The organism is Acidovorax sp. T1 (assembly GCF_002176815.1).
GTDB lineage: Bacteria > Pseudomonadota > Gammaproteobacteria > Burkholderiales > Burkholderiaceae_C > Acidovorax.
Genome location: NZ_CP021648.1, coordinates 1226067 through 1246420 on the forward strand (window position 1 = coordinate 1226067; position 20354 = coordinate 1246420).

General features: G+C 65.1%; 17 protein-coding genes. 10 read left to right on the top strand and 7 right to left on the bottom strand.

The genetic code is table 11. The features are described 5' to 3' along the window. Positions 1-35: 35 nt before the first annotated feature. Positions 36-560: an FKBP-type peptidyl-prolyl cis-trans isomerase gene (locus CCX87_RS05905; RefSeq protein ID WP_087744571.1), complete on the bottom strand. Its 525-nt coding sequence runs from the start codon at positions 558-560 to the stop codon at positions 36-38. A 54-nt stretch (positions 561-614) separates the two neighbouring features. Here CCX87_RS05905 and CCX87_RS05910 point away from each other — a divergent pair, with 54 nt between their 5' ends. The 3 genes from CCX87_RS05910 (at position 615) to CCX87_RS05920 (ending at position 2756) form a co-directional block, all read left to right on the top strand. Next, the gene (locus CCX87_RS05910) at positions 615-1754 is read left to right on the top strand and encodes a cupin domain-containing protein (protein WP_087748199.1); all 1140 of its coding nucleotides are present in this window, start codon (positions 615-617) and stop codon (positions 1752-1754) included. After that, positions 1751-2269 (top strand): hypothetical protein, encoded by a 519-nt coding sequence (locus CCX87_RS05915; RefSeq protein ID WP_087744573.1) that lies wholly within the window; start codon positions 1751-1753, stop codon positions 2267-2269. Before CCX87_RS05910 ends, CCX87_RS05915 begins: the two co-directional genes overlap by 4 nt. A gap of 199 nt (positions 2270-2468) precedes the next feature. Then, positions 2469-2756 carry a hypothetical protein gene (locus CCX87_RS05920; RefSeq protein WP_087744575.1) on the top strand — a complete coding sequence of 96 codons (288 nt, stop codon included), beginning with the start codon at positions 2469-2471 and terminating at the stop codon, positions 2754-2756. A 534-nt stretch (positions 2757-3290) separates the two neighbouring features. Here the strand turns inward: CCX87_RS05920 and bamC are convergent. The 5 genes from bamC to CCX87_RS05945 all read right to left on the bottom strand — a co-directional run bounded on the left by bamC (position 3291) and on the right by CCX87_RS05945 (position 7382). Continuing rightward, complete coding sequence (gene bamC / locus CCX87_RS05930; RefSeq protein WP_087744577.1) at positions 3291-4382, bottom strand: outer membrane protein assembly factor BamC; 1092 nt, start codon at positions 4380-4382, stop codon at positions 3291-3293. A gap of 44 nt (positions 4383-4426) precedes the next feature. Then, a complete protein-coding gene (gene dapA / locus CCX87_RS05935; RefSeq protein ID WP_087744579.1) occupies positions 4427-5323 on the bottom strand; it encodes a 4-hydroxy-tetrahydrodipicolinate synthase in 897 nt (298 codons plus the stop codon). 34 nt (positions 5324-5357) lie between these two features. Beyond that, complete coding sequence (locus CCX87_RS05940) at positions 5358-5909, bottom strand: class I SAM-dependent methyltransferase (protein ID WP_087744581.1); 552 nt, start codon at positions 5907-5909, stop codon at positions 5358-5360. Positions 5910-5985: 76 nt separating this feature from the next. Continuing rightward, entirely contained in the window at positions 5986-6135 is a 150-nt protein-coding gene (locus CCX87_RS21070) for a hypothetical protein (RefSeq protein ID WP_198314765.1), read from the bottom strand. A gap of 29 nt (positions 6136-6164) precedes the next feature. Continuing rightward, positions 6165-7382, bottom strand: coding sequence for an MFS transporter (locus CCX87_RS05945; protein ID WP_087744583.1), 1218 nt, complete (start codon positions 7380-7382; stop codon positions 6165-6167). A 122-nt stretch (positions 7383-7504) separates the two neighbouring features. Between CCX87_RS05945 and CCX87_RS05950 the strand changes: the two genes are divergently transcribed. The 4 genes from CCX87_RS05950 to CCX87_RS05965 all read left to right on the top strand — a co-directional run bounded on the left by CCX87_RS05950 (position 7505) and on the right by CCX87_RS05965 (position 14638). Then, positions 7505-9487, top strand: a complete 1983-nt coding sequence (locus CCX87_RS05950; RefSeq protein ID WP_087748200.1) for a DNA topoisomerase IV subunit B — start codon at positions 7505-7507, stop codon at positions 9485-9487. A gap of 37 nt (positions 9488-9524) precedes the next feature. Then, positions 9525-10331, top strand: a complete 807-nt coding sequence (locus CCX87_RS05955; protein WP_087744585.1) for a lytic transglycosylase domain-containing protein — start codon at positions 9525-9527, stop codon at positions 10329-10331. 15 nt (positions 10332-10346) lie between these two features. After that, entirely contained in the window at positions 10347-12701 is a 2355-nt protein-coding gene (gene parC, locus CCX87_RS05960; RefSeq protein WP_087744587.1) for a DNA topoisomerase IV subunit A, read from the top strand. 140 nt (positions 12702-12841) lie between these two features. Then, positions 12842-14638 (top strand): methyl-accepting chemotaxis protein, encoded by a 1797-nt coding sequence (locus CCX87_RS05965; RefSeq protein WP_198314766.1) that lies wholly within the window; start codon positions 12842-12844, stop codon positions 14636-14638. Between the two features lie 21 nt (positions 14639-14659). Here the strand turns inward: CCX87_RS05965 and CCX87_RS05970 are convergent, their stop codons facing one another. Next, complete coding sequence (locus CCX87_RS05970) at positions 14660-15118, bottom strand: RidA family protein (protein WP_087748202.1); 459 nt, start codon at positions 15116-15118, stop codon at positions 14660-14662. A gap of 228 nt (positions 15119-15346) precedes the next feature. On the opposite strand from CCX87_RS05970, the gene CCX87_RS05975 reads away from it, so the two are divergent. The 3 genes from CCX87_RS05975 to CCX87_RS05985 all read left to right on the top strand — a co-directional run bounded on the left by CCX87_RS05975 (position 15347) and on the right by CCX87_RS05985 (position 20342). Then, entirely contained in the window at positions 15347-17818 is a 2472-nt protein-coding gene (locus CCX87_RS05975; RefSeq protein ID WP_232476542.1) for a DNA internalization-related competence protein ComEC/Rec2, read from the top strand. Between the two features lie 98 nt (positions 17819-17916). Beyond that, positions 17917-19380 carry a circularly permuted type 2 ATP-grasp protein gene (locus CCX87_RS05980; protein ID WP_087744591.1) on the top strand — a complete coding sequence of 488 codons (1464 nt, stop codon included), beginning with the start codon at positions 17917-17919 and terminating at the stop codon, positions 19378-19380. After that, entirely contained in the window at positions 19374-20342 is a 969-nt protein-coding gene (locus CCX87_RS05985; RefSeq protein WP_087744593.1) for an alpha-E domain-containing protein, read from the top strand. The genes CCX87_RS05980 and CCX87_RS05985 overlap by 7 nt, the downstream gene beginning before the upstream one ends. Positions 20343-20354: the final 12 nt, after the last annotated feature.

A 20354-nucleotide genomic window follows, 5' to 3' on the forward strand; every position in this document is an offset into this window, starting at 1 on the left:
ATCGTGCCAATGGGTGGCCTGCAAGGGCCGCCCTTTCAATGCAGCAGCGAGTTGCCGGGTGCCTGGGGTTGAATGCGAAAGAAACCGGTGCCGGCCGTGCCTTTGCCAATCTCGTCTTCGGTGGCTTCGCGCACGCCCTGCACTGTCAGTTGCAGCCGCAGGGCAATGCCGGCCAGCGGATGGTTTCCGTCCAGCACCAGGTGCTCGGGATAGATTTCCGTGACGGTGTAAAGCCCGCTGCGGGGCGCCGAGGGGTTGACGCCTTCGGGCAGCGCGCTGCCATCGAACGTCATGCCTTCCTCGATTTCCGCAGGGAAGAGGTTGCGCGGTTCCAGAAACAGCAATTGGTCGTCGAAGTCGCCAAAGGCATCCTCGGGCTCGAGGTGCAACGCCAGCGTGGCGCCCGGGCCGTGGCCTTGCAGGGCTTCCTCGATGCGGTGCAGCAGATCGTCGCCACCCACCAAGAATTCCACCGGGTCGTCGAGCACGTCCAGTTCTTCGCCAAGGGTGTCTTTCAGGGTCCAGGTCAGTGCGACCACACATTGTTGGGTAATTTCCATAGGAGAATTGTCGCAGTTTGATCAATGGCCCTGTCATGGGGCGGACAGGTTTTCATGGATATCCAGCAACCCCTCACCCTGCTCGGCGGCCTGACCCCTGCGCAGTTCATGCGCCGGCACTGGCAGAAAAAGCCCTTGCTGGTGCGCCAGGCCATCCCCCGGTTCACGCCGCCCGTGTCGCGCGCCGGGCTGTTTGCGCTGGCTGCCCAGGAGGGCGTGGAATCCCGGCTGGTGCAGCAGGTCAAGGATGTCTGGAAGCTGCGCCATGGCCCCTTTTCGCGCCGGGCCTTGCCGGCCCTGCAGCAGCCCGACTGGACCTTGCTGGTGCAGGGTGTTGATCTGCACAACGACCAGGTGCACGCCATCCTGCAGCAATTCCGGTTTGTTCCAGAGGCGCGGCTCGATGATCTGATGATCAGCTATGCCAGTGATGGTGGCGGTGTGGGCCCGCATTTTGATAGCTACGACGTATTTTTGCTGCAGGCCCATGGCCGCCGCCGCTGGCGCATCGGTCGGCAAAAAGACCTGAGCTTGCGGGACGATATTCCGCTGAAGGTGCTGGCGCAGTTCGAGCCCGAGGAAGAGTTCGTGCTGGAGCCCGGTGACATGCTGTACCTGCCGCCCCGCTACGCCCACGATGGCGTGGCCGAAGGGGAATGCATGACCTATTCGATCGGGTTCCGGGCACCGGCGCGCGCCGAGCTGGCGCAGGAACTCCTGGTGCGGGTGGCAGAGGATGCGGGCGAGGACGATGCGCCCGTTCGCTACCGTGACGCGGGCCAGGACGCCGTGGAGCAGCCCGCAGCCATCCCGGAGCGGCTGCACGACTTTGCCCGTGAGGCATTGCAACGCGCATTGAGCGAGCCGCTGGTGCTGGAGCGGGCGCTGGGTGAATACCTGACCGAGCCCAAGCCCAGCGTGTGGTTTGAGCCCCATGGCGCGGGCGTGATGCTGGAGGGGGTGGAACTCGATCGACGCACCCGCATGATGTACGACGCACACCATGTCTTCATCAATGGCGAAAGCTACCGCGCGGCAGGCCGCGATGCGACGCTGATGCGGCGCCTGGCGGATGAGCGCCGGTTGCGCAGCCGCGACCTGGCGCGTGCAAGCGATGATGCCCTGGAGTTGCTGTCTGCCTGGTGCGACGCTGGCTGGGCCCATTCCCGCAAGGATTCCCAGGAAACCCCATGACCGATGCGCCACCCGCAGCGCAACCGCTGCCCGACTTGCCTTCTGGTCGGTTCAGTGGCCGGGAGGCGTTCATGCAGCTGGTGCGCGATGGCCTGGCCACGGCGGCCCGCGATGGCTGGTCGGAAATTGTGGTGAGTGACGCCAATTTCCATGACTGGCCGCTGGGCGAACTTGCCGTGATCGAGTCGTTGCAGCAGTGGGCGCACAGTGGCCGGCGATTCACCATGCTGGCTTGCACGTTTGATGAAGTCATTCGGCGGCACGCGCGCTTTGTTCGATGGCGCAGCACATGGGATCACATCATCACCTGCCGGCGCAGTCCGTCGGCAGACCCGCTGGACCTTCTCAGTGCTTTGTGGTCACCCGCCTGGGTGCTGCACCGCCTTGATCCCTTGCGTTGCGTGGGGGTTTCCGGCGTTGAGCCGGAGCGGCGCGTTTTGCTGCGGGAATCGCTCAATGAATGGTTGCGAAGCAAAAGTTCACCGGGTTTTCCGTCAACCACTTTGGGGTTGTAACGTTGATAGTGCTTAATGCATGAAAAATGAAATGCGGTGTGTGCGACAAGTCAGCGTTAGTCGGGATTGACGAAACCCCAATATAATTGCTGACTGCGCTGAAACGCATGCAAATGCATTCCGCCAACGCGTCAATGGCCTCAGAAGCCGGTCGTGGTGGCAATTCCGGTTTTTTGTCTGTCCAACTAGGAAAATTGAAATGAAGAAATCCCTCGTTCTGGCTACCCTGATCGCTGCTGCCGCCCTCGCCGCTTGCGGCAAGAAGGAAGAGCCTGTTGCTGCTCCTGCCCCCGCTCCTGTCGAAGCGCCTGCAGCTGCTGCTGCACCTGCCGCTGAAGCAGTAGCACCTGCCGCTGAAGCAGCTGCTTCTGCTGCTGACTCTGCCAAGACTGCTGTCGACGCTGCTGCCACCGCCGCAACCGAAGCCAAGACTGCTGTGGACGCTGCTGCTGCCGCTGCAGCCACCGCTGCTTCTGCTGCCAAGTAAAGCACGCATGAATTTCAGGGGCTGCCAGCTTTGCTGGAGTTCCTGAGGTTTGAAAGCCCCGGCCTGTCACAGGTGCGGGGCTTTTTTGTTGGCGGCGCAGCCGCCGCTTGCATGTGGCGCCAACTACAGCGGCTGTGCCGCATTGATCCAGTCTGTGCCAACGGTGGCCAATGCAATGTCTACGTCGTGATTGGGCCATTCCATCGCATGTGCAAGTGCCTCTTATGCCAGTCGGGGCTGATTGTTCTGCGCGCTGAGGTGGGCCGTCACCACGCGGTTCAGTCCTGGGTGCCGAACGGCTGCCAGGATGCCGGCGGCGTGGTTGGCGAGATGTCTATGCTTACCCGTAATGCGTCGCTTCAGAAAAGCGGGGTAGCCGGATGCCTTGAGCATGTCCGGATCATGAGCGGGATGCCGAAGCAGCAGTCCACCAGCATGCGACGGACATGCAATCCGTCGCCAGCCTCCACCACGGTGGCATTGCCTGAGCTGCCGCTGCCCAAGCTGCGAAAGCGCAGCATTGGTAGGCTGGCTTTATTTCAGGTCGTCGGCCAGCACGCGCAGGATGCGTTCGGCGTTGGCAGACGACTCAGGAGCTCCGCCCTCGTTCAGCACGGACACCGTGGTGGCTTCACCCTGGCTGCGCACCAACACGCGGTACTTCAGAGGCGGTGTGGCGGCAGATCCGCCACCCAGCAGTTTGCTGAAGAAGCCGGGCTCCTTCTTGTCGGTTCCTGGTGCCACGTAGCGCACAAAATACAGGCCGTCATTGCGGTTGCGGTCTTCCACGGTGAAACCGGTGCGGTCCAGGGCCAGGCCGACGCGGCGCCATGCTCGATCAAAACCTTCATCCATCTGCATCACGGGCACATTGTTTGCCGAGGTCATGCGCACCGTGGCAGCCTTCAAGGCCGGTGCTGCTGCAACGGCCTGCGATTGCTCTTTGCTCACACCCAGCTTGACCATCAGCCGGCGTAGGAATTCGGTTTCCAGTTCGGGATCGGCGGCGCGGGGCTGCCAGATGGTGCTGTCCTTGGCGGTGCTGGTGTAGACCTCGACCATGCCTCGGTGGGTGATATAGATTTCGGTGCCACCGGCCGCATTGCGCTCCAGGCGCGTGCGGAACTTGTCGCGCTCGCCGGTGGAATACAGCGATTCAAACACCTTGCCGATGGTGGAGCGGATGATGTCCTGGGGCAGCTTGGCGCGGTTTTCCGCCCAGTCGGTCTCCAGGATGCCCAGATCGGGCTGATCGATGGCCAGGTTGAAGCCGTTCTCCAGCCAGTATTCCCGCACGGGCTCCCACAACTGGTCGGCAGGCCGGTCAATCACCAGCCAGCGCTGGTTGCCGTTGCGTTCGATGCGGACATCGCCGATTTTGGTGGCTGCTGCGCTGGAGGTGGTGGATGTCTTCGTGTTCTGGCCCGCCTGGAAGGCTGCGGCAGACACCGCGGTGCCGGGCACTGCGTACCGATTTTCTCGCGATAGCTGCGTCAGGTCGGGGGGCACTTCCAGCGTGGCCCCCTGGGTGGCGCTCTTGTAGTCGATCTTGTCGTTTTCCAGTACGGAGCAGGCGGACAGGGCCATGGCAAGGCCCAGCAGGCCCAATCGTGCAGTGTGATTCACGCGGAAATCCTCAGAGTGTCTAGGGGTGTGGCAGGGCAGTCGGCTTACAGCAGACCGCTGGCGCGCAGGGCGGCTTCCACGGTGGCTTCGTGGCCCTGGCTCAGGGGGGTCATGGGCAAGCGCATGGTGCCTGTGCACAGGCCCATGCGGGCCATGGCCCATTTGACGGGAATGGGGTTGGCTTCGATGAACAGGTTTTTGTGCACCGGCATCAGCTGAAACTGGATTTCCATCGCGCGTTGTACGTTGCCGGCCAGTGCGGCCACGCACAATTCATGCATCAGGCGGGGCGCCACGTTGGCGGTCACGCTGATGTTGCCATGGCCGCCGCACAGCATCAGGGCCACAGCGGTGGGGTCGTCGCCCGAATACACGGCGAAGCCCTTTGGCACATCGCGGATCAGCCATTGGGCACGCTCGATGTTGCCCGTGGCTTCCTTGACGCCAATGATGCCGGGCACCTGGGCCAGGCGCAGCACGGTGTCGTGCAGCATGTCTGCCACCGAGCGGCCGGGCACGTTGTACAGCACGATGGGCAGGTCGCCCGTGGCTTCGGCAATGGCCTTGAAGTGCTGGTACTGGCCTTCTTGCGTGGGCTTGTTGTAGTAGGGCACCACCTGCAGCTGGCTGTCGGCGCCCACGTTCTTGGCAAACTTGGCGAGTTCAATGGCCTCGGCGGTGGAGTTGGCGCCGCAGCCGGCCATGATGGGCACGCGCTTGGCCGCCTGTTCCACGGCCACGCGGATGATCTCGCAATGCTCCTCGACATTGACCGTGGGCGACTCGCCCGTGGTGCCCACCACGCCGATGCAGTCGGTGCCCTCGGCGATGTGCCAGTCGATCAGTTTGCGCAGGGTGGGGTAGTCCACGCTACCGTCCTCGTGCATGGGGGTGACAAGGGCGACGATGCTGCCGGTAAGGGGGACGGAAGAAGAGGTCATGTCCGCAAGTGAAAACGGTAAAAGGGCATTCTAACTAGACCGCAAGGTCCAGGCGGTATCGGACGGGCTGGCTTGGGTGCGGGGTTTCGCGCACGGCGGCAATGCGCTGCACGAAACGTGCGGGTGACCCCAGAAACCCGTCTTCGTAGGCCACTGTGCGCAGGCCCGCGCAGGCGGCGAGCAGTTCGCCCGGTTGCAGCAGAAAGTCGGCGCGCGCGGGGCGTCCCACGGTTTCGTTGCCGCTGGCGAAGGTTTCATAGATCAGCACGCCGCCAGGGGCCACGCTGTTGACCAAGGTGGGCAGCAGCGGGCGCCAGAGGTAGTTGGTGACGATCACTGCGCCAAACTGGCGGCCAGCAAAAGGCCAGGGGCCTGCTTCAATGTCGGCGCAGTGGATGTCGCCCCAGGCGGCGCAGGCCGCCACGGCATCGGTAGAGCGGTCCACGCCCACGGTGGGATGGCCGTGTTCGTGCATCCAGCGCAGGTGGCGGCCCGCGCCGCAGGCCACATCCAGCACCGTGCTGCCCGGTGGTGCCAGGGGTGACCAGCGGCGAACCCAGTCGGAAGGGGCTTCAGTGCCGTGCATGGGGTGTGTTGCTATACAAACAATAGCTGCTTGCGCTTTGTGTATAAGCGCTAACGGCCAAAAAGGCTTGAACTTCTCAGAAGCATGCCCACAGCTGGTCTGCCAGCATGACCATGAAGCTTGACTGCGTGTACAGCGCAAACACCGCCAGCAAGATCAGCACGGCGGCCACCCAGCCCAGCAGCCGGGCAGGGCGGGATGTGAAGCGCGCAGAGGGGGGGGGCATGGCCGTTGCGAAAATGGTGTTGATGGCTGTCAGGCGGGCTGCGGCGTGGCGCGCTGGATGGGGGCTTCCTTGATGGGCAGATTCACCAGCCCGGCAAAGATGCCGAGCCCGATCGCGATGTACCACACCACATCGTAGCTGCCGGTGCGGTCATACAGATAGCCGCCCAGCCACACCCCCATGAAGCTGCCCACCTGGTGGCTGAAGAAGACAAAGCCGCCCAGCATCGACAGGTGCTGCACGCCAAAAATCTGCGCAATCGTGGCATTGGTGGGCGGCACGGTGGATAGCCACAGCGCCCCCATTACGGCCGAAAACACATACACCGACAGCGGCGACAGCGGCACCAGCAGAAAAACGGTGATGACCACGGCCCGCGCAAAGTAGATGAAGGCCAATATGTTGCGCTTCGGGATGCGCTGGCCCAGCGTGCCCGCAATGTAGGTGCCAAACACATTGAACAGCCCGATCAGCGCCAGCGCATAGCTGGCCACCTGGGGCGAAAGGCCGTGGTCGCGCAGGTAGCTGGGCAAGTGCACGCCAATGAACACCACCTGAAAGCCGCAGACAAAATACCCTGCCGTCAGCAACAGAAAGCTGGGGTAGCGGAACGCTTCACCCAGCGCCTGCGCAATCGACTGGTCGCGCTGGGCAGGGGCCGATCCGTGAAACCCCGGCTCGCGCAGGCCAAAAGCCAGTGGAATGATGAGCAGCACCATCAGCGCCAGCGCCAGCAGCGCCTGCTGCCAGCCCAGCCCGGCAATCAGCCAGCCTTCCACCGGCACCATCAGGAACTGGCCAAACGAGCCGGCCGCCGCCGCCACGCCCATGGCCCACGAGCGCTTTTCGGGCGCAATCTGGCGGCCCAGCACGCCGTAGATCACGGCATAGGTGGTGCCGGCCTGGGCCGCGCCGATCAGCACGCCAGCGGTGAGGGCAAACACGGTGGGCGTCGGCGACAGCGCCATGCCGGCCAGGCCCAGTCCATACAGTACCGCCCCGCCCATCAGCACGCGAAAGGCGCCAAACCGGTCTGCGGCCATGCCCGCAAAGATGCCGATGATTCCCCACGAGAGGTTCTGGATCGCAATCGCCAGGGCAAACGACTGCCGCGTCCAGCCCATTTCCTGGGTGATGGGTTGCAGCCACAGGCCGAAGCCATGGCGAATGCCCATGGACAGCGTCACGATGGCGGCACCGCACGCCAGCACCTGGAACATCGACAGTTTGGGAGGGTTCGTAGGCATGCGGGAAATGTAGCCAATCTTTCACTCCGTTGCCTGACGCCTGCATGACCCGGGATGGCGCCATGGAGGATGGCTGGGTATTTATCCAGTTCCTGCGGCGCTGCGGCACTACAATCCGCCCCATGTCTGCCAAACCGACTTCTGTGTCCGCCAGCGAATATTCCGAGGGTTCGATCCGTGTGCTCAAGGGCCTGGAGCCCGTCAAGCAGCGCCCGGGCATGTACACCCGCACCGACAACCCCCTGCACATCATCCAGGAAGTGCTCGACAACGCCGCCGACGAGGCGCTGGCCGGCTACGGGAAAAAGATCAAGGTCACGCTGCACGCCGACGGCTCGGTGGGCATCGAAGACGACGGGCGCGGCATTCCGTTTGGCATGCACCCCGAAGAAAAGGCGCCGGTGATCGAGCTGGTTTTCACCCGCCTGCACGCGGGCGGCAAGTTCGACAAAGGCAAGGGCGGCGCCTACAGCTTCTCGGGCGGCCTGCATGGCGTGGGCGTGAGCGTGACCAACGCGCTGGCCACGCGCCTGGAGGCCAGCAGCCACCGCGAAGGGCAAGTGGCGCGCCTGGTGTTCTCTGGTGGTGACGTGGTCGAGCCCCTGGTCACCCGCGCCCTGGAGGCGGGCGAGCGCAAGCAGGGCACCACGGTGCGCGTGTGGCCCGACGCCAAATACTTTGAATCGAGCACTTTGCCGCTGGGCGAGCTCACCCACCTGCTGCGCAGCAAGGCGGTGCTGATGCCCGGCGTGCAGGTCTCGCTGGTCAACGAGAAGACGCGTGATACGCAAACCTGGCAATACAAGGGCGGCCTGCGCGACTACCTGCAGCAGACGCTCAACGGCGAGCCGGTGATCCCGCTGTTCGAGGGCGATGGCTTTGCCGACAGTGGCAACGACAACTTTGCCGAGGGTGAGGGCGCCTCGTGGTGCGTGGCCTTCACCGAAGACGGCCCGCCCGTGCGCGAAAGCTATGTCAACCTGATCCCCACCAGCGCCGGCGGCACCCACGAAAGCGGCCTGCGCGATGGCCTGTTCAATGCCGTCAAAAGCTTCATCGAGCTGCACAGCCTGTTGCCCAAGGGCGTGAAGCTGATGCCCGAAGACGTGTTTGCGCGGGCCAGCTATGTTCTTTCAGCCAAGGTGCTGGACCCGCAGTTCCAGGGCCAGATCAAGGAGCGCCTGAACTCGCGCGACGCGGTGCGGCTGGTGAGCGGCTTTGTGCGCCCGGCGCTCGAGCTCTGGCTCAACCAGCATGTCGAATACGGCAAGAAGCTGGCCGAGCTGGCCATCAAGGCCGCGCAGACGCGCCAGAAGGCCGGCCAGAAGGTCGAAAAGCGCAAGGGCTCGGGCGTGGCCGTGCTGCCAGGCAAGCTCACCGATTGCGAGAGCCGCGATATTGCCTACAACGAAGTGTTTCTGGTCGAGGGCGATTCGGCCGGCGGCAGCGCCAAGATGGGCCGCGACAAGGAGAACCAGGCCGTGCTGCCACTGCGCGGCAAGGTGCTCAACACCTGGGAGGTGGACCGCGACCGGCTGTTTGCCAACAACGAAATCCACGACATCTCGGTGGCCATGGGGGTGGACCCGCACGGCCCTGATGACTCGCCCGACCTGTCGGGCCTGCGCTATGGCAAGGTCTGCATCTTGAGTGACGCCGACGTGGATGGCTCGCACATCCAGGTGTTGCTGCTCACACTGTTCTTCCGGCACTTTCCCAAGTTGATTGAGACCGGCCACATCTATGTGGCGCGCCCGCCGCTGTTTCGCGTGGACGTGCCCGCGCGCGGCAAAAAGCCGGCGGCCAAGATGTATGCGCTGGACGAAGGCGAGCTCACCGCCATCCTCGACAAATGCGAGAAAGATGGCGTGCCGCGCGAAAAATGCCAGATCAGCCGCTTCAAGGGCCTGGGCGAGATGAACGCCGAGCAGCTGTGGGAGACCACGCTCAACCCCGACACCCGGCGCCTGTTGCCCGTGCAGCTGGGCGGCACCGACTTTGCCGCCACCGAAGGGCTCATCACCAAGCTCATGGGCAAGGGCGAGGCCGCTTCGCGCCGCGAGCTGATGGAGCTGCATGGCGACGCGGTGGAAGTGGATATCTGACCTCGGATATTCTGACCACCCACTGCCGGTGCCTGCCATGTCCACGATCCTTCGATTTTTAGGCCTTTTCGGTCGTTTGCGCTTGCTGGCTGTGCCCCTGCTGCTATTGATAACGCAGCAGTCAGCGCATGCCGACCTGTGGGCTTTTGTGGACGAGCGCGGCGTGACCCACTTCGCTGCAGAGCAGACGGATGCGCGCTATCAGCTGTTTTTTCGCGGCACGCAGTTTGATTCGTCGCGCGATGGGGCGCAGGGTGCGTTGCAGTCCTCGCAGCAGGCTCTGCCGTCTCCGGTGGCGCTGCCCGTGGCCGGCGCGCGCTTGCTGGCTTTTTTTGACATTTCGCCCGACTACAAGCGCGTCAAGCACCACCTGCGCGCATCGGCCAGCCACCAGGGGGTGGACTATGAACTGCTGCAGGCCTTGATTGCCACCGAGTCGGGGTTTGACGCCAGCGCCGTGTCACCCAAAGGGGCCATCGGCCTGATGCAGGTGATGCCGGCCACGGCAGGACGCTTCGGCGTGGCGGCGGACGCCCGCCGGACGGTGGCGCAAAAGCTGGTGGACCCGGCGGTGAATGTGTCTGCCGGCACCCGCTATCTGCGCTATCTGCTCGATCTGTTTCCCGGCCGCCTGGACCTGGCCCTGGCCGCCTACAACGCGGGCGAGGGCGCGGTGCAACGGGCGGGCAACCGGATTCCGGCCTACAAGGAAACCCAGAACTATGTGCGCACCGTGCTCGGCCTGTACGCCCAGCTCAAACCGCCAGCATCAGCGCTGGCCCAGCGCGCCACACCCGGCCGCGTGCGCATGGAACTCTCGGGCACTGCCCCAGAACGTGACTGAACCGAACCCCAACGAATGAGCGATCAACCCACTCTCGATTTCACCACCGCCGGCGACGACGGCGACTCCCTGGACCTGGCCGGTTATGCCCAGCGCGCCTATCTGGAATACGCGCTGTCCGTCGTCAAGGGCCGCGCGCTGCCCGATGTGTGCGATGGCCTCAAGCCCGTGCAGCGGCGCATTCTGTATTCGATGGACCGCATGGGCCTGGGCTACAGCGGCCCCACGCGCAGCACGGCGGCCAAGCCCGTCAAAAGCGCCCGCGTGGTGGGCGATGTGCTGGGCCGCTTTCACCCGCACGGTGACCAGTCGGCCTACGACGCGCTGGTGCGCATGGCGCAAGACTTTGCCCAGCGCTACCCGCTGATCGACGGCCAGGGCAACTTCGGCAGCCGCGACGGCGACGGCGCTGCGGCCATGCGCTACACCGAGGCGCGCCTGTCGCGCATCACCAGCCTGCTGCTCGACGAAATCGACGAAGGCACGGTCGATTTCATGCCCAACTACGACGGCAGTACCGAAGAGCCCCGCCAGCTGCCCGCGCGCCTGCCGTTTGCGCTGCTCAATGGCGCCAGCGGCATTGCCGTGGGCCTGGCCACCGAAATCCCCAGCCACAACCTGCGCGAGATCGCCGACGCCTGCATCGCGCTGATCAAGACGCCGTCGCTGAGCCAGGAGGAGTTGCTCGCGCTGGTGCCCGGGCCCGACTACCCCGGCGGCGGCCAGATCATCAGCAGCCCCGGCGACATTGCCGACGCCTACCGCACCGGCCGTGGCAGCCTCAAGGTGCGGGCGCGCTGGAAGATCGAAGAGCTGGCGCGCGGCCAGTGGCAACTGGTGGTCAACGAGCTCCCGCCCGGTGTGAGCACGCAGCGCGTGCTCGAAGAAATCGAAGAAATCACCAACCCCAAGGTCAAGGCCGGCAAAAAGGCGTTGAGCCAGGACCAGACACAACTGAAGGCCAGCATGCTGGCCGTGCTCGATGTGGTGCGCGACGAATCCAGCAAAGACGCCCCGGTGCGCCTGGTGTTCGAGCCCAAGACGGGCAAAACGCCGCAACAAGAGCTGATCACCGCGCTGCTGGCGCACACCAGCCTGGAAACGTCCGCGCCCATCAACCTCACCATGGTCGGGCTCGATGGCAAGCCGGTGCAGAAATCCATGCGGCTGATGCTGGAAGAGTGGATTGCCTTCCGCCAGACCACCATCACGCGCCGCACGCAGCACCGCCTGGCCAAGGTGCTCGATCGCATCCACATCCTTGAAGGGCGGCAGACCGTGCTGCTCAACATCGACGAGGTGATTGCCATCATCCGCCAGGCCGACGAGCCCAAGGCGGCGCTGATTGCGCGCTTTGCGCTGAGCGACCGGCAGGCCGAAGACATTCTGGAAATCCGCCTGCGCCAATTGGCGCGGTTGGAGGCCATCAAAATCGAGCAGGAACTGAAAGAACTGCGCGAAAGCCAGGGCAAGCTCGAAGACATCCTGAACAACCCCGGCTCGCTGCGCCGCACCATGGTCAAGGAAATCGAGGCAGACGCCAAGACCTTTGCCGACCCGCGCCGCACGCTGATCCAGGCCGAAAAGAAGGCCGTGGCCGAGGTCAAGGTGGTGGACGAGCCCGTCACGGTGGTGGTTTCGCAAAAAGGCTGGGTGCGTGCCCGCAACGGCCACGGCCACGAGGCGGCCAGCTTCGCCTTCAAGGCGGGCGATGGGCTCTATGCCACGTTTGAATGCCGCACCGTGGACCAGCTCATCGCGTTTGGCAGCAATGGCCGCGTTTATTCGGTGCCGGTGGCGCTGCTGCCCGGCGGGCGCGGCGACGGCCAGCCGGTGACCACCTTGATCGAACTGGAATCGGGCACGCAGCTGCTGCACTACTTTGCGGGCCCGGCCAGCGCCACCTTGCTGCTGTCGAATTCGGGCGGCTATGGCTTTTTGGCCAGCGTGGACAACCTGGTCTCGCGCCAGAAGGGCGGCAAGTCCTTCCTGACCCTGGGCGAGGGCGAGACCGTGTGCCCGCCTTCCCATGCGGCGGGCAGCACCGGCGGGCAACCGCTGCCTGCCGCCACGCATGTGGCCTGTGCCTCGGCGGGTGGTCGCATCCTGACGTTCGAGATCAGTGAGCTCAAGACCCTGGCCAACGGCGGTCGCGGCCTGGTGCTGATCGACCTGGAGCCCAAGGACCAGCTCGCGGGTGCCGCCGCCTACACGCGCAGCATCCGTATCGAGGGCGTGGGCCGGGGCGGCAAGGCGCGCGAAGAAACGCTGGAGATCCGCTCGCTCAACAATGCCCGTGCAGCCCGGGGCCGCAAGGGCAAGGTCGCAGACCTGGGGTTCAAGCCGTCATCCGTGGCGCGCGTCGAATAGTTGCTGTGTCGGCATCCGCGCTGCCGTTCGCCGGCATTCTCTGCGCAGGTGGGGCGTCCCTGGGGGATGCTCGGGATTTGTAGAAAAATGAAATATCACGCACTATCGGTGACAAACAATCTGAGTACGGGAGACAAATGATGCTGAACCAACTTCGCATTGCCCACAAGCTGTGGCTGGCGGTTGCCTTTATCGTGGTCATGCTGATCGCGGTGGTGGTTTTTTCGGGGTACCGCTCCGCCAAGGTGCAGGTGCAGGCCGACGCGGCGGCGAAGGAAATGGGGGCCCGGGTCTCTTCGGCCATCCGCTGGGCGGGCCTGACCGAGACCAATGCTGCGCGCACGCAGGCGCTGATCGTCAGCAGCGATCCGGCGGTGGAGTTGGAGTTCAAGGACGTCATCGCGGCCACGTCGGCGCAGATCAGCGAAGTGCAGAAGTCCCTGGAAGGCATGGCTTTGTCGGAGCAGGACAAGGCACAGATGGCCAAGATTGCGGCGGCGCGAAAAACCATGACTGACCTGCGGGTGCAGGCCCGTCAACTCAAGGCCGATGGGCAGGCCGAGCAGGCGGTGGCCCTGGTCAAGCAAGCCTACAACCCTGCGGTCACCGCCTATCTGCAGACATTGCGCGACTTTGTGCAAATGCAGCAGCAGACAGCGCAAACGAACCTGGCTGAGATGGCCGCCTCTCGCATGTTGACCGTGAAGATCGGCGCCACGGCGGTGGCCGTCTTGCTGCTGGCCATCATTGGCGGGGCTTATTTTTTGATCCGCAGCATTCAGCAGCCCCTGGCCCAGGCCAATGAGCTCGCCGCCCGCATTGCCGCGGGCGACCTGAGCATGCAGGCCACCATCACGCGTGGCGATGAATTCGGTGACTTGCTGCGGTCGCAATACGCCATGAGCGACGCCCTGGGCCGTGTGGTGCACCAGGTGCGCCAAAGCACCGACAGCATTGCCACGGCCAGCGCCGAAATCGCCACCGGTAACCACGACCTGTCTGCCCGCACCGAGCAGACGTCGAGCAACCTGCAGGAAACCGCGGCCGCCATGGAGCAGTTCACCAGCACCATCCAACAAAGCGCCAGCAGCGCCCAGCAGGCCAGCAGCCTGGCCGTGGGCGCCACCGGCGTGGCGCGCCGGGGCGGCGAGGTGGTGACGCAAGTGGTCGCCACCATGGACGAGATCAACCACAGCAGCAAGAAAATCGCCGACATCATCGGCGTGATCGATGGCATTGCCTTCCAGACCAACATCTTGGCGCTCAATGCCGCAGTGGAGGCCGCGCGCGCTGGTGAGCAGGGGCGCGGTTTTGCCGTGGTGGCCAGCGAAGTGCGCAGCCTGGCGCAGCGCAGCGCCGAGGCCGCCAAGGAGATCAAGCAGCTGATCAATGCCTCGGTGGAAAAGGTGGACACCGGCTCCCGGCTCGTGGCGGATGCCGGCGGCACCATGGCCGACATCGTGCAGTCCGTCCAGCGCGTGACCGACATGATTGGCGAGATCACCGCCGCATCCACCGAGCAAAGTGTGGGTGTTGCCCAGGTCAACCAGGCGGTGGGCAACCTGGATCAGATGACGCAGCAAAACGCCGCGCTGGTCGAAGAAAGTGCCTCTGCCGCGCAAAGCCTGCGCGAGCAGGCCGAGCAGCTGGCGCAGATGGTGTCGGTGTTCAAGGTCAACGCGGCCGCTTATGGCGTGCAGGCCCCCATGGCCCGCGCCGTGCCGGCGCCGGTGGCCGGCGTTGCTGGAACCGCAGCCCGGGCGCAACGCACTGTGGTGGTGAGCAAGCCTTCCGCACAGCAGCTGGCGGGCGCTGGAACCAAGCCCACTGCAGCAGCGCCGTCTGCCCCACAGCCGCGCAAGTCATCCGCACCCGTGCCAGCGCCCCGTGTGGCCGCCGTGGCGCAGGGTGGAGATGACGACTGGGAAACTTTTTAAAAAGCGGGTGCCGGTCGGCTTTCAGGCCAGCTCGGCGATCAATTCGATTTCCACGCACGCACCCATGGGAATCTGTGCCACGCCAAAGGCGCTGCGTGCGTGCACGCCCTTCTCGCCAAACACCTGGCCCAGCAGTTCGCTGGCGCCATTGGTCACCAGGTGTTGCTCGGTGAAGTCGCCGGTGGAGTTGACGAGGCTCATTACCTTCACGATGCGCTGGACGCGGTTCAGGTCGCCGCCGCAAGCCGCGTGCAGCGTGCCCATCAGGTCAATGGCCACCGCGCGGGCGGCGGCCTTGCCTTCTTCGGTGGTGATATCGCGGCCAAACTGGGCGGCCCAGGGCTTGCCGTCCTTGCGTGCGATGTGGCCGCTCAGGAACACCAGATTGCCAGTCTGCACATACGGCACATAGGCGGCGGCCGGCACGGACACGGGCGGCAGGGTGATGTTCAGTTCTTTCAGCTTGTCGTAAACGCTCATGGTTTCCTTGAAGGGGATAGAGAAATTTCCGGTCAGGCGCGGGCAAAAGCGCCGCGCCCGGGTGCCGGTGCAGAGGTCGCCAGTGTTACACATGCACGCGCGCGAGTTGCCCATTTCGGCATCGCGGGGTGGGTTTAGCATGTGCCCATGCCGCCCATAGCCTCCAGCGCATTCCATCCTGCCGCGTCGGACCCGCACGAGGAGCGGGCCGTGCTGGGTGCATGGCGCATGCCGGCGTGTTTGTTGGGGACCCTGGTGGGGGCGGCGCTGCAGCTGCAGCAGCCCGTGCTGTGGCCTTGGCCGGTTTATGGCGTGTTGCTGGCCTTGGGGGGCGTCGCGTGGCTGGCCAGCGGCTGGTGTCGGGCGTGGGTGGCGCATCGCTCTCAGGCTGCCGGGCGACGCTGGCGCCATGTCGGGGCCCTGGGCTTTGCTGCCTGCGCCGGGGCCATGGCCTTGTTTGCCTTGTGCGGGCTGCGCGCCGGTGCCTATGCGTCCCATGCGCTGTCGCCGGGGCTGGAGGGGCGCGACCTGCGCGTGACCGGCGTGATCGCCGCCATGCCGCAGGTGAACGAAGCGGGCGTGCGCCTGCGTCTGGAGATCGAGTCTGCGTTGTGGCAAGGCACTGCGGTGGCGTTGCCCCCGTTGGTGGATGTGTCGTGGTACGGCGATGCGGCGCTCGACATGGCCCAGCCTGCCGACGCATCGCGGCAACCGCCCACGCTGCGGGCCGGCGAGCGCTGGGAGATGACGGTTCGCCTCAAGGCGCCCCATGGTGCGCGCAACCCCCATGGCTTCGATTTCGAACTCTGGATGTGGGAGCAGGGCGTGCAGGCCACGGGCTATGTGCGCACCGGCGCCAACGATGCACCCCCGGTGCGGCTTGCCAGCACCTGGCGTCACCCCGTCGAGCGTGCGCGCCAGGCGGTGCGGGACGCCATCGTGGCCCGCCTCGCCGGCAGGGCCGCAGTCGGCGAGGATGGCCCGGCGCGTGTTGCCGGCGTGGTGGTGGCCCTGGTCACGGGCGACCAGCGTGCGATTGACCGCGCCGACTGGGACGTGTTCCGCGCCACCGGCGTGGCACACCTGATGAGCATCTCGGGCCTGCATATCACACTGTTTGCCTGGCTGGCCGCGCTGGTGGTTCGGCGGCTGTGGTGCCGTTCGGCGCGGTTGTGCCTGGCGCTGCCGGCGCCCACTGCAGCCTTGCTTGCAGGCGTCTTGCTGGCCGGCTTGTATGCGCTTTTCAGTGGCTGGGGCGTGCCCGCACAGCGCACCGTGCTGATGCTGGCAACCATCGCCGCACTGCAGCTCAGCGGGCGCCGCTGGCCTTGGCCGCAGGTGTGGTTGTTGGCCTGCGCCGTGGTGGTGGCGGTGGACCCGTGGGCGCTGTGGCAGGCGGGATTTTGGTTGAGTTTTGTGGCGGTGGCGGTGTTATTTGCTACCAATAACATAGCTGGTAGCGCTTATGGGATAAGCGCTAAAGCCCATTTTTATGCACTTTTGAGAGAGCAATGGGTGGTCACGCTGGCGTTGACGCCGCTCACCCTGCTGCTGTTTGGTCAGGTGTCTCTGGTGGGGTTTGCGGCCAATCTGTTGGCGATTCCGTGGGTCACGCTGGTGGTCACACCATTGGCGCTGGCGGGTGTTCTGTGGGCGCCGCTATGGAGCCTGGCGGCATGGGCAGTGCAGCCCCTGGTCGTTTTGCTGCAGTGGCTTGCGGCCTGGCCTCTGGCCGTGGCGTTTGTTCCGATGGCGCCGTTGTGGGCGGGGGTGGCGGCGGTGGTGGGCGGCGCGCTGCTGGCCATGCGCGTGCCCTGGGCGGTGCGTGCGCTGGCGTTGCCTTTGCTGCTGCCCGCGCTGTGGTGGCAGCCGGCGCGGCCTGTGCCGGGCCAGTTCGAGCTGCTGGCGGCCGACATTGGCCAGGGCAACGCCGTGCTGGTGCGCACCGCCACGCATGCGCTGCTGTACGACGCGGGCCCACGCTTCAGCCGCGAAAGCGATGCAGGCCACCGCGTGCTGGTGCCCCTGCTGCGCGCTTTGGGCGAGCGGGTGGATCTGCTCATGCTGAGCCACCGGGATTCCGACCACACCGGTGGCGCGGCCGCCGTGCTGGCACAGCAACCCCAGGCGGCCCTGACGGGATCGATCGAAGCAGCGCATGAACTGCAGGTGCTGCGCCCGGCCACGCCCTGCGTGGCGGGGCAGCGCTGGGTTTGGGATGGCGTGGCCTTCGAGGTGCTGCACCCGGCAGCGGGCGATGGCGCAGGCACCGCACGCCCCGCGCCCGCCACACACACCAATGCCGCCAGCTGCGTCTTGCGCATTGCAACCCAGGGGCCTGCGCCCGCGGTGGCCTTGCTGGCGGGGGATATCGAGCAGGTGCAGGAGCAGGCTTTGGTGGCGGGTGCGGCACCGCTGGCCGCCGATGTGATGCTGGTGCCACACCACGGCAGCAAGACTTCATCGAGCGCGCCGTTTTTGGATGCCGTGCAACCACGCACCGCCTTGGTGCAGGCCGGTTACCGCAATCGTTTTGGGCACCCGGCGCCCGAGGTACTGGGGCGCTACCAGGAGCGGCAGATTCGGGTGGTGGAGTCCGCGCGCTGCGGCGCGGCCACCTGGCGTTCGGCGCAGCCCCTGCAGGTGCGTTGCGAGCGGGAAGCCGGGCAGCGCTACTGGCAGCACCACATGGCGCCATAGCGGGCGCTGGTGCCGGGGTCTGTGGCCCGGGTTGTTGCTTGCCATGGAACAAGACGGTGGGCGCGCAACTTGCTATCCTGATCCCAGGAGGCCCGCTCATGCAGAAATTCGACGAGATGTACGCCATGCTGCCCTTTGATGGCAGCAATGTGCGCGAGCACTACAAGCGCTACGGTCAGTGGCTTGCGCGCCAGCCCGCTGATGCCATGCAGGCCCGACGGGCCCAAGCCGAGATGATCTTTCGGCGCGTGGGCATCACGTTTGCGGTCTATGGCGCCAAGGACGAAGGCGGGGCCGGCAACGAGCGGCTCATTCCGTTCGACCTGATTCCCCGCATCATCCCCGGCCATGAGTGGGCGCAAATGCAGCGCGGCCTGGTGCAGCGGGTCACGGCGCTCAACCGCTTCATCCATGATGTCTATCACGGGCAGGACATTTTGCGTGCGGGCATTGTTCCGTCCGATCTGGTGCTGAACAACGCGCAGTACCGCCCCGAGATGGCCGGCGTGCAGGTGCCCAGAGACATCTATGCGCACATCGCCGGCATCGACATCGTGCGGGCCGCAAATGCGCAGGGGGAGGGCGTTTACTACGTGCTGGAAGACAACCTGCGCGTGCCCTCGGGGGTTTCCTACATGCTGGAAAACCGCAAGATGATGATGCGGCTTTTCCCCGAGCTGTTCAGCGCGCATGCGGTGGCGCCCGTGGCGCATTACCCCGACCTGCTGCTCGAAACCCTGCGCGCCAGTGCCCCGGCCACGGTGGCTGAACCCACAGTGGTGGTGCTCACGCCCGGCATGCACAACAGCGCCTATTTCGAGCACGCCTTTCTCGCACAGCAGATGGGGGTGGAGCTGGTGGAGGGGCAGGACCTGGTGGTCAAGGACCGCTTTGTGTACATGCGCACCACGCGCGGCTTGCGGCGGGTGCATGTGATCTATCGGCGGGTGGACGATGACTTCCTCGATCCGCAAGTGTTTCGCCGCACGTCCACGCTGGGCTGCGCGGGCCTCATGGACGCCTACCGCGCGGGCAATGTGGGCATCTGCAACGCCGTGGGGACGGGCGTGGCCGATGATAAATCGGTGTACCCCTATGTGCCCGAGATGATCCGTTTTTACCTCGGTGAAGAGCCGATCCTGCACAACGTGCCCACCTGGATGTGCCGCAAGCCCGACGACCTGCAGTATGTGCTGGCGCACCTGTCTGAACTGGTGGTGAATGAAGTGCACGGCGCCGGCGGTTACGGCATGCTCATCGGCCCGGCCGCCACGCGGGCCGAAATCGAAGAATTCCGCCGCGCCTTGCTGGCCAATCCGGCGGGCTACATCGCCCAGCCCACGCTCAGCCTGTCCACCTGCCCGACCTTTGTGGACAGCGGCATCGCCCCGCGCCATATTGACCTGCGCCCCTTCGTGCTCAGCGGCCGCGAGGTGCAGATGGTGGCAGGCGGCCTCACGCGCGTGGCCTTGCAGGAGGGCTCGCTGGTCGTCAACTCGTCGCAAGGCGGCGGCACCAAGGACACCTGGGTGCTGGGACAAGAAGGAGGTGAACCATGCTGAGCCGCACTGCCGATCATCTGTTCTGGATGTCACGATATACGGAAAGGGCAGAGAACACCGCCCGCATGCTCAACGTGAGCTATGAGACATCGCTGCTGCCGCAGTCGGCCGCCATGGCCCAGGAGGGCTGGCTGGGGCTGTTGTCGATCAGCGAGCTGATTCCCGCCTACACCGCAAAGCACGGGGATGTCACCCCTGCCAAGGTGCTCGAATTCATGGTGCGCGATGGCGACAATCCGTCCTCCATCCTGTCGTGCCTGCGGGCTGCGCGGGAGAACGCGCGGGCGGTGCGCGGTGCGCTGACCACCGAAGTCTGGGAAACGCAGAACCAAACCTGGCTGGAGCTGGCCCGGCAGCTCGAAGGCCTCGAAGGTGGCTCCTTCGAGCGCGATCCAGGCCAGTTCTTTGAATGGGTCAAGTACCGCTCGCACTTGTCACGCGGGGTCACGCTGGGCACCATGCTGCAGGACGAAGCCTTTCATTTTTTGCGGCTGGGCACTTTTCTGGAGCGCAGCGACAACACGGCGCGCCTGCTGGATGTGAAGTTCCATGCCGTGAACAACGACTTTTTTGGCCGCTCCAGCGAGCGCAACCAGGAGAACGACTTCTACCACTGGAGCGCCATCTTGCGCAGCGTTTCAGCGTTCGAGGTGTACCGCAAGGTGTACCGCGACGTGATCACCCCGGGGCGCGTGGCCGACCTGCTGATCCTGCGCCGCGACATGCCCCGCTCGCTGCACGCCAGCCTGCGCGAGGTGGTGGACAACCTGGCGGTTGTGGCCAACGAGCAGTCGGCCGAGACGCAGCGCTGCGCCGGTCGCTTGCTGTCGGAGCTGCAATATGGGCGCATCGATGAAATCCTGGCCACAGGTTTGCACGCCTATCTGACGCAGTTTCTCGACCGGGTGAACGAACTGGGCGGGGGGATCAGCCGCGACTTCCTGGTGGCTGCGGGCGACTGAAGCACCTGGTTT

Bases quoted from the DNA above. Each gene is read 5' to 3' on its own strand.
- CCX87_RS05905 (WP_087744571.1), bottom strand. From the start codon at position 560: ATGGAAATTACCCAACAATGTGTGGTCGCACTGACCTGGACCCTGAAA.
- CCX87_RS05910 (WP_087748199.1), top strand. From the start codon at position 615: ATGGATATCCAGCAACCCCTCACCCTGCTCGGCGGCCTGACCCCTGCG.
- CCX87_RS05915 (WP_087744573.1), top strand. From the start codon at position 1,751: ATGACCGATGCGCCACCCGCAGCGCAACCGCTGCCCGACTTGCCTTCT.
- CCX87_RS05920 (WP_087744575.1), top strand. From the start codon at position 2,469: ATGAAGAAATCCCTCGTTCTGGCTACCCTGATCGCTGCTGCCGCCCTC.
- dapA (WP_087744579.1), bottom strand. From the start codon at position 5,323: ATGACCTCTTCTTCCGTCCCCCTTACCGGCAGCATCGTCGCCCTTGTC.
- CCX87_RS05940 (WP_087744581.1), bottom strand. From the start codon at position 5,909: ATGCACGGCACTGAAGCCCCTTCCGACTGGGTTCGCCGCTGGTCACCC.
- CCX87_RS21070 (WP_198314765.1), bottom strand. From the start codon at position 6,135: ATGCCCCCCCCCTCTGCGCGCTTCACATCCCGCCCTGCCCGGCTGCTG.
- CCX87_RS05945 (WP_087744583.1), bottom strand. From the start codon at position 7,382: ATGCCTACGAACCCTCCCAAACTGTCGATGTTCCAGGTGCTGGCGTGC.
- CCX87_RS05950 (WP_087748200.1), top strand. From the start codon at position 7,505: ATGTCTGCCAAACCGACTTCTGTGTCCGCCAGCGAATATTCCGAGGGT.
- CCX87_RS05955 (WP_087744585.1), top strand. From the start codon at position 9,525: ATGTCCACGATCCTTCGATTTTTAGGCCTTTTCGGTCGTTTGCGCTTG.
- parC (WP_087744587.1), top strand. From the start codon at position 10,347: ATGAGCGATCAACCCACTCTCGATTTCACCACCGCCGGCGACGACGGC.
- CCX87_RS05965 (WP_198314766.1), top strand. From the start codon at position 12,842: ATGCTGAACCAACTTCGCATTGCCCACAAGCTGTGGCTGGCGGTTGCC.
- CCX87_RS05970 (WP_087748202.1), bottom strand. From the start codon at position 15,118: ATGAGCGTTTACGACAAGCTGAAAGAACTGAACATCACCCTGCCGCCC.
- CCX87_RS05975 (WP_232476542.1), top strand. From the start codon at position 15,347: ATGCCGGCGTGTTTGTTGGGGACCCTGGTGGGGGCGGCGCTGCAGCTG.
- CCX87_RS05980 (WP_087744591.1), top strand. From the start codon at position 17,917: ATGCAGAAATTCGACGAGATGTACGCCATGCTGCCCTTTGATGGCAGC.
- CCX87_RS05985 (WP_087744593.1), top strand. From the start codon at position 19,374: ATGCTGAGCCGCACTGCCGATCATCTGTTCTGGATGTCACGATATACG.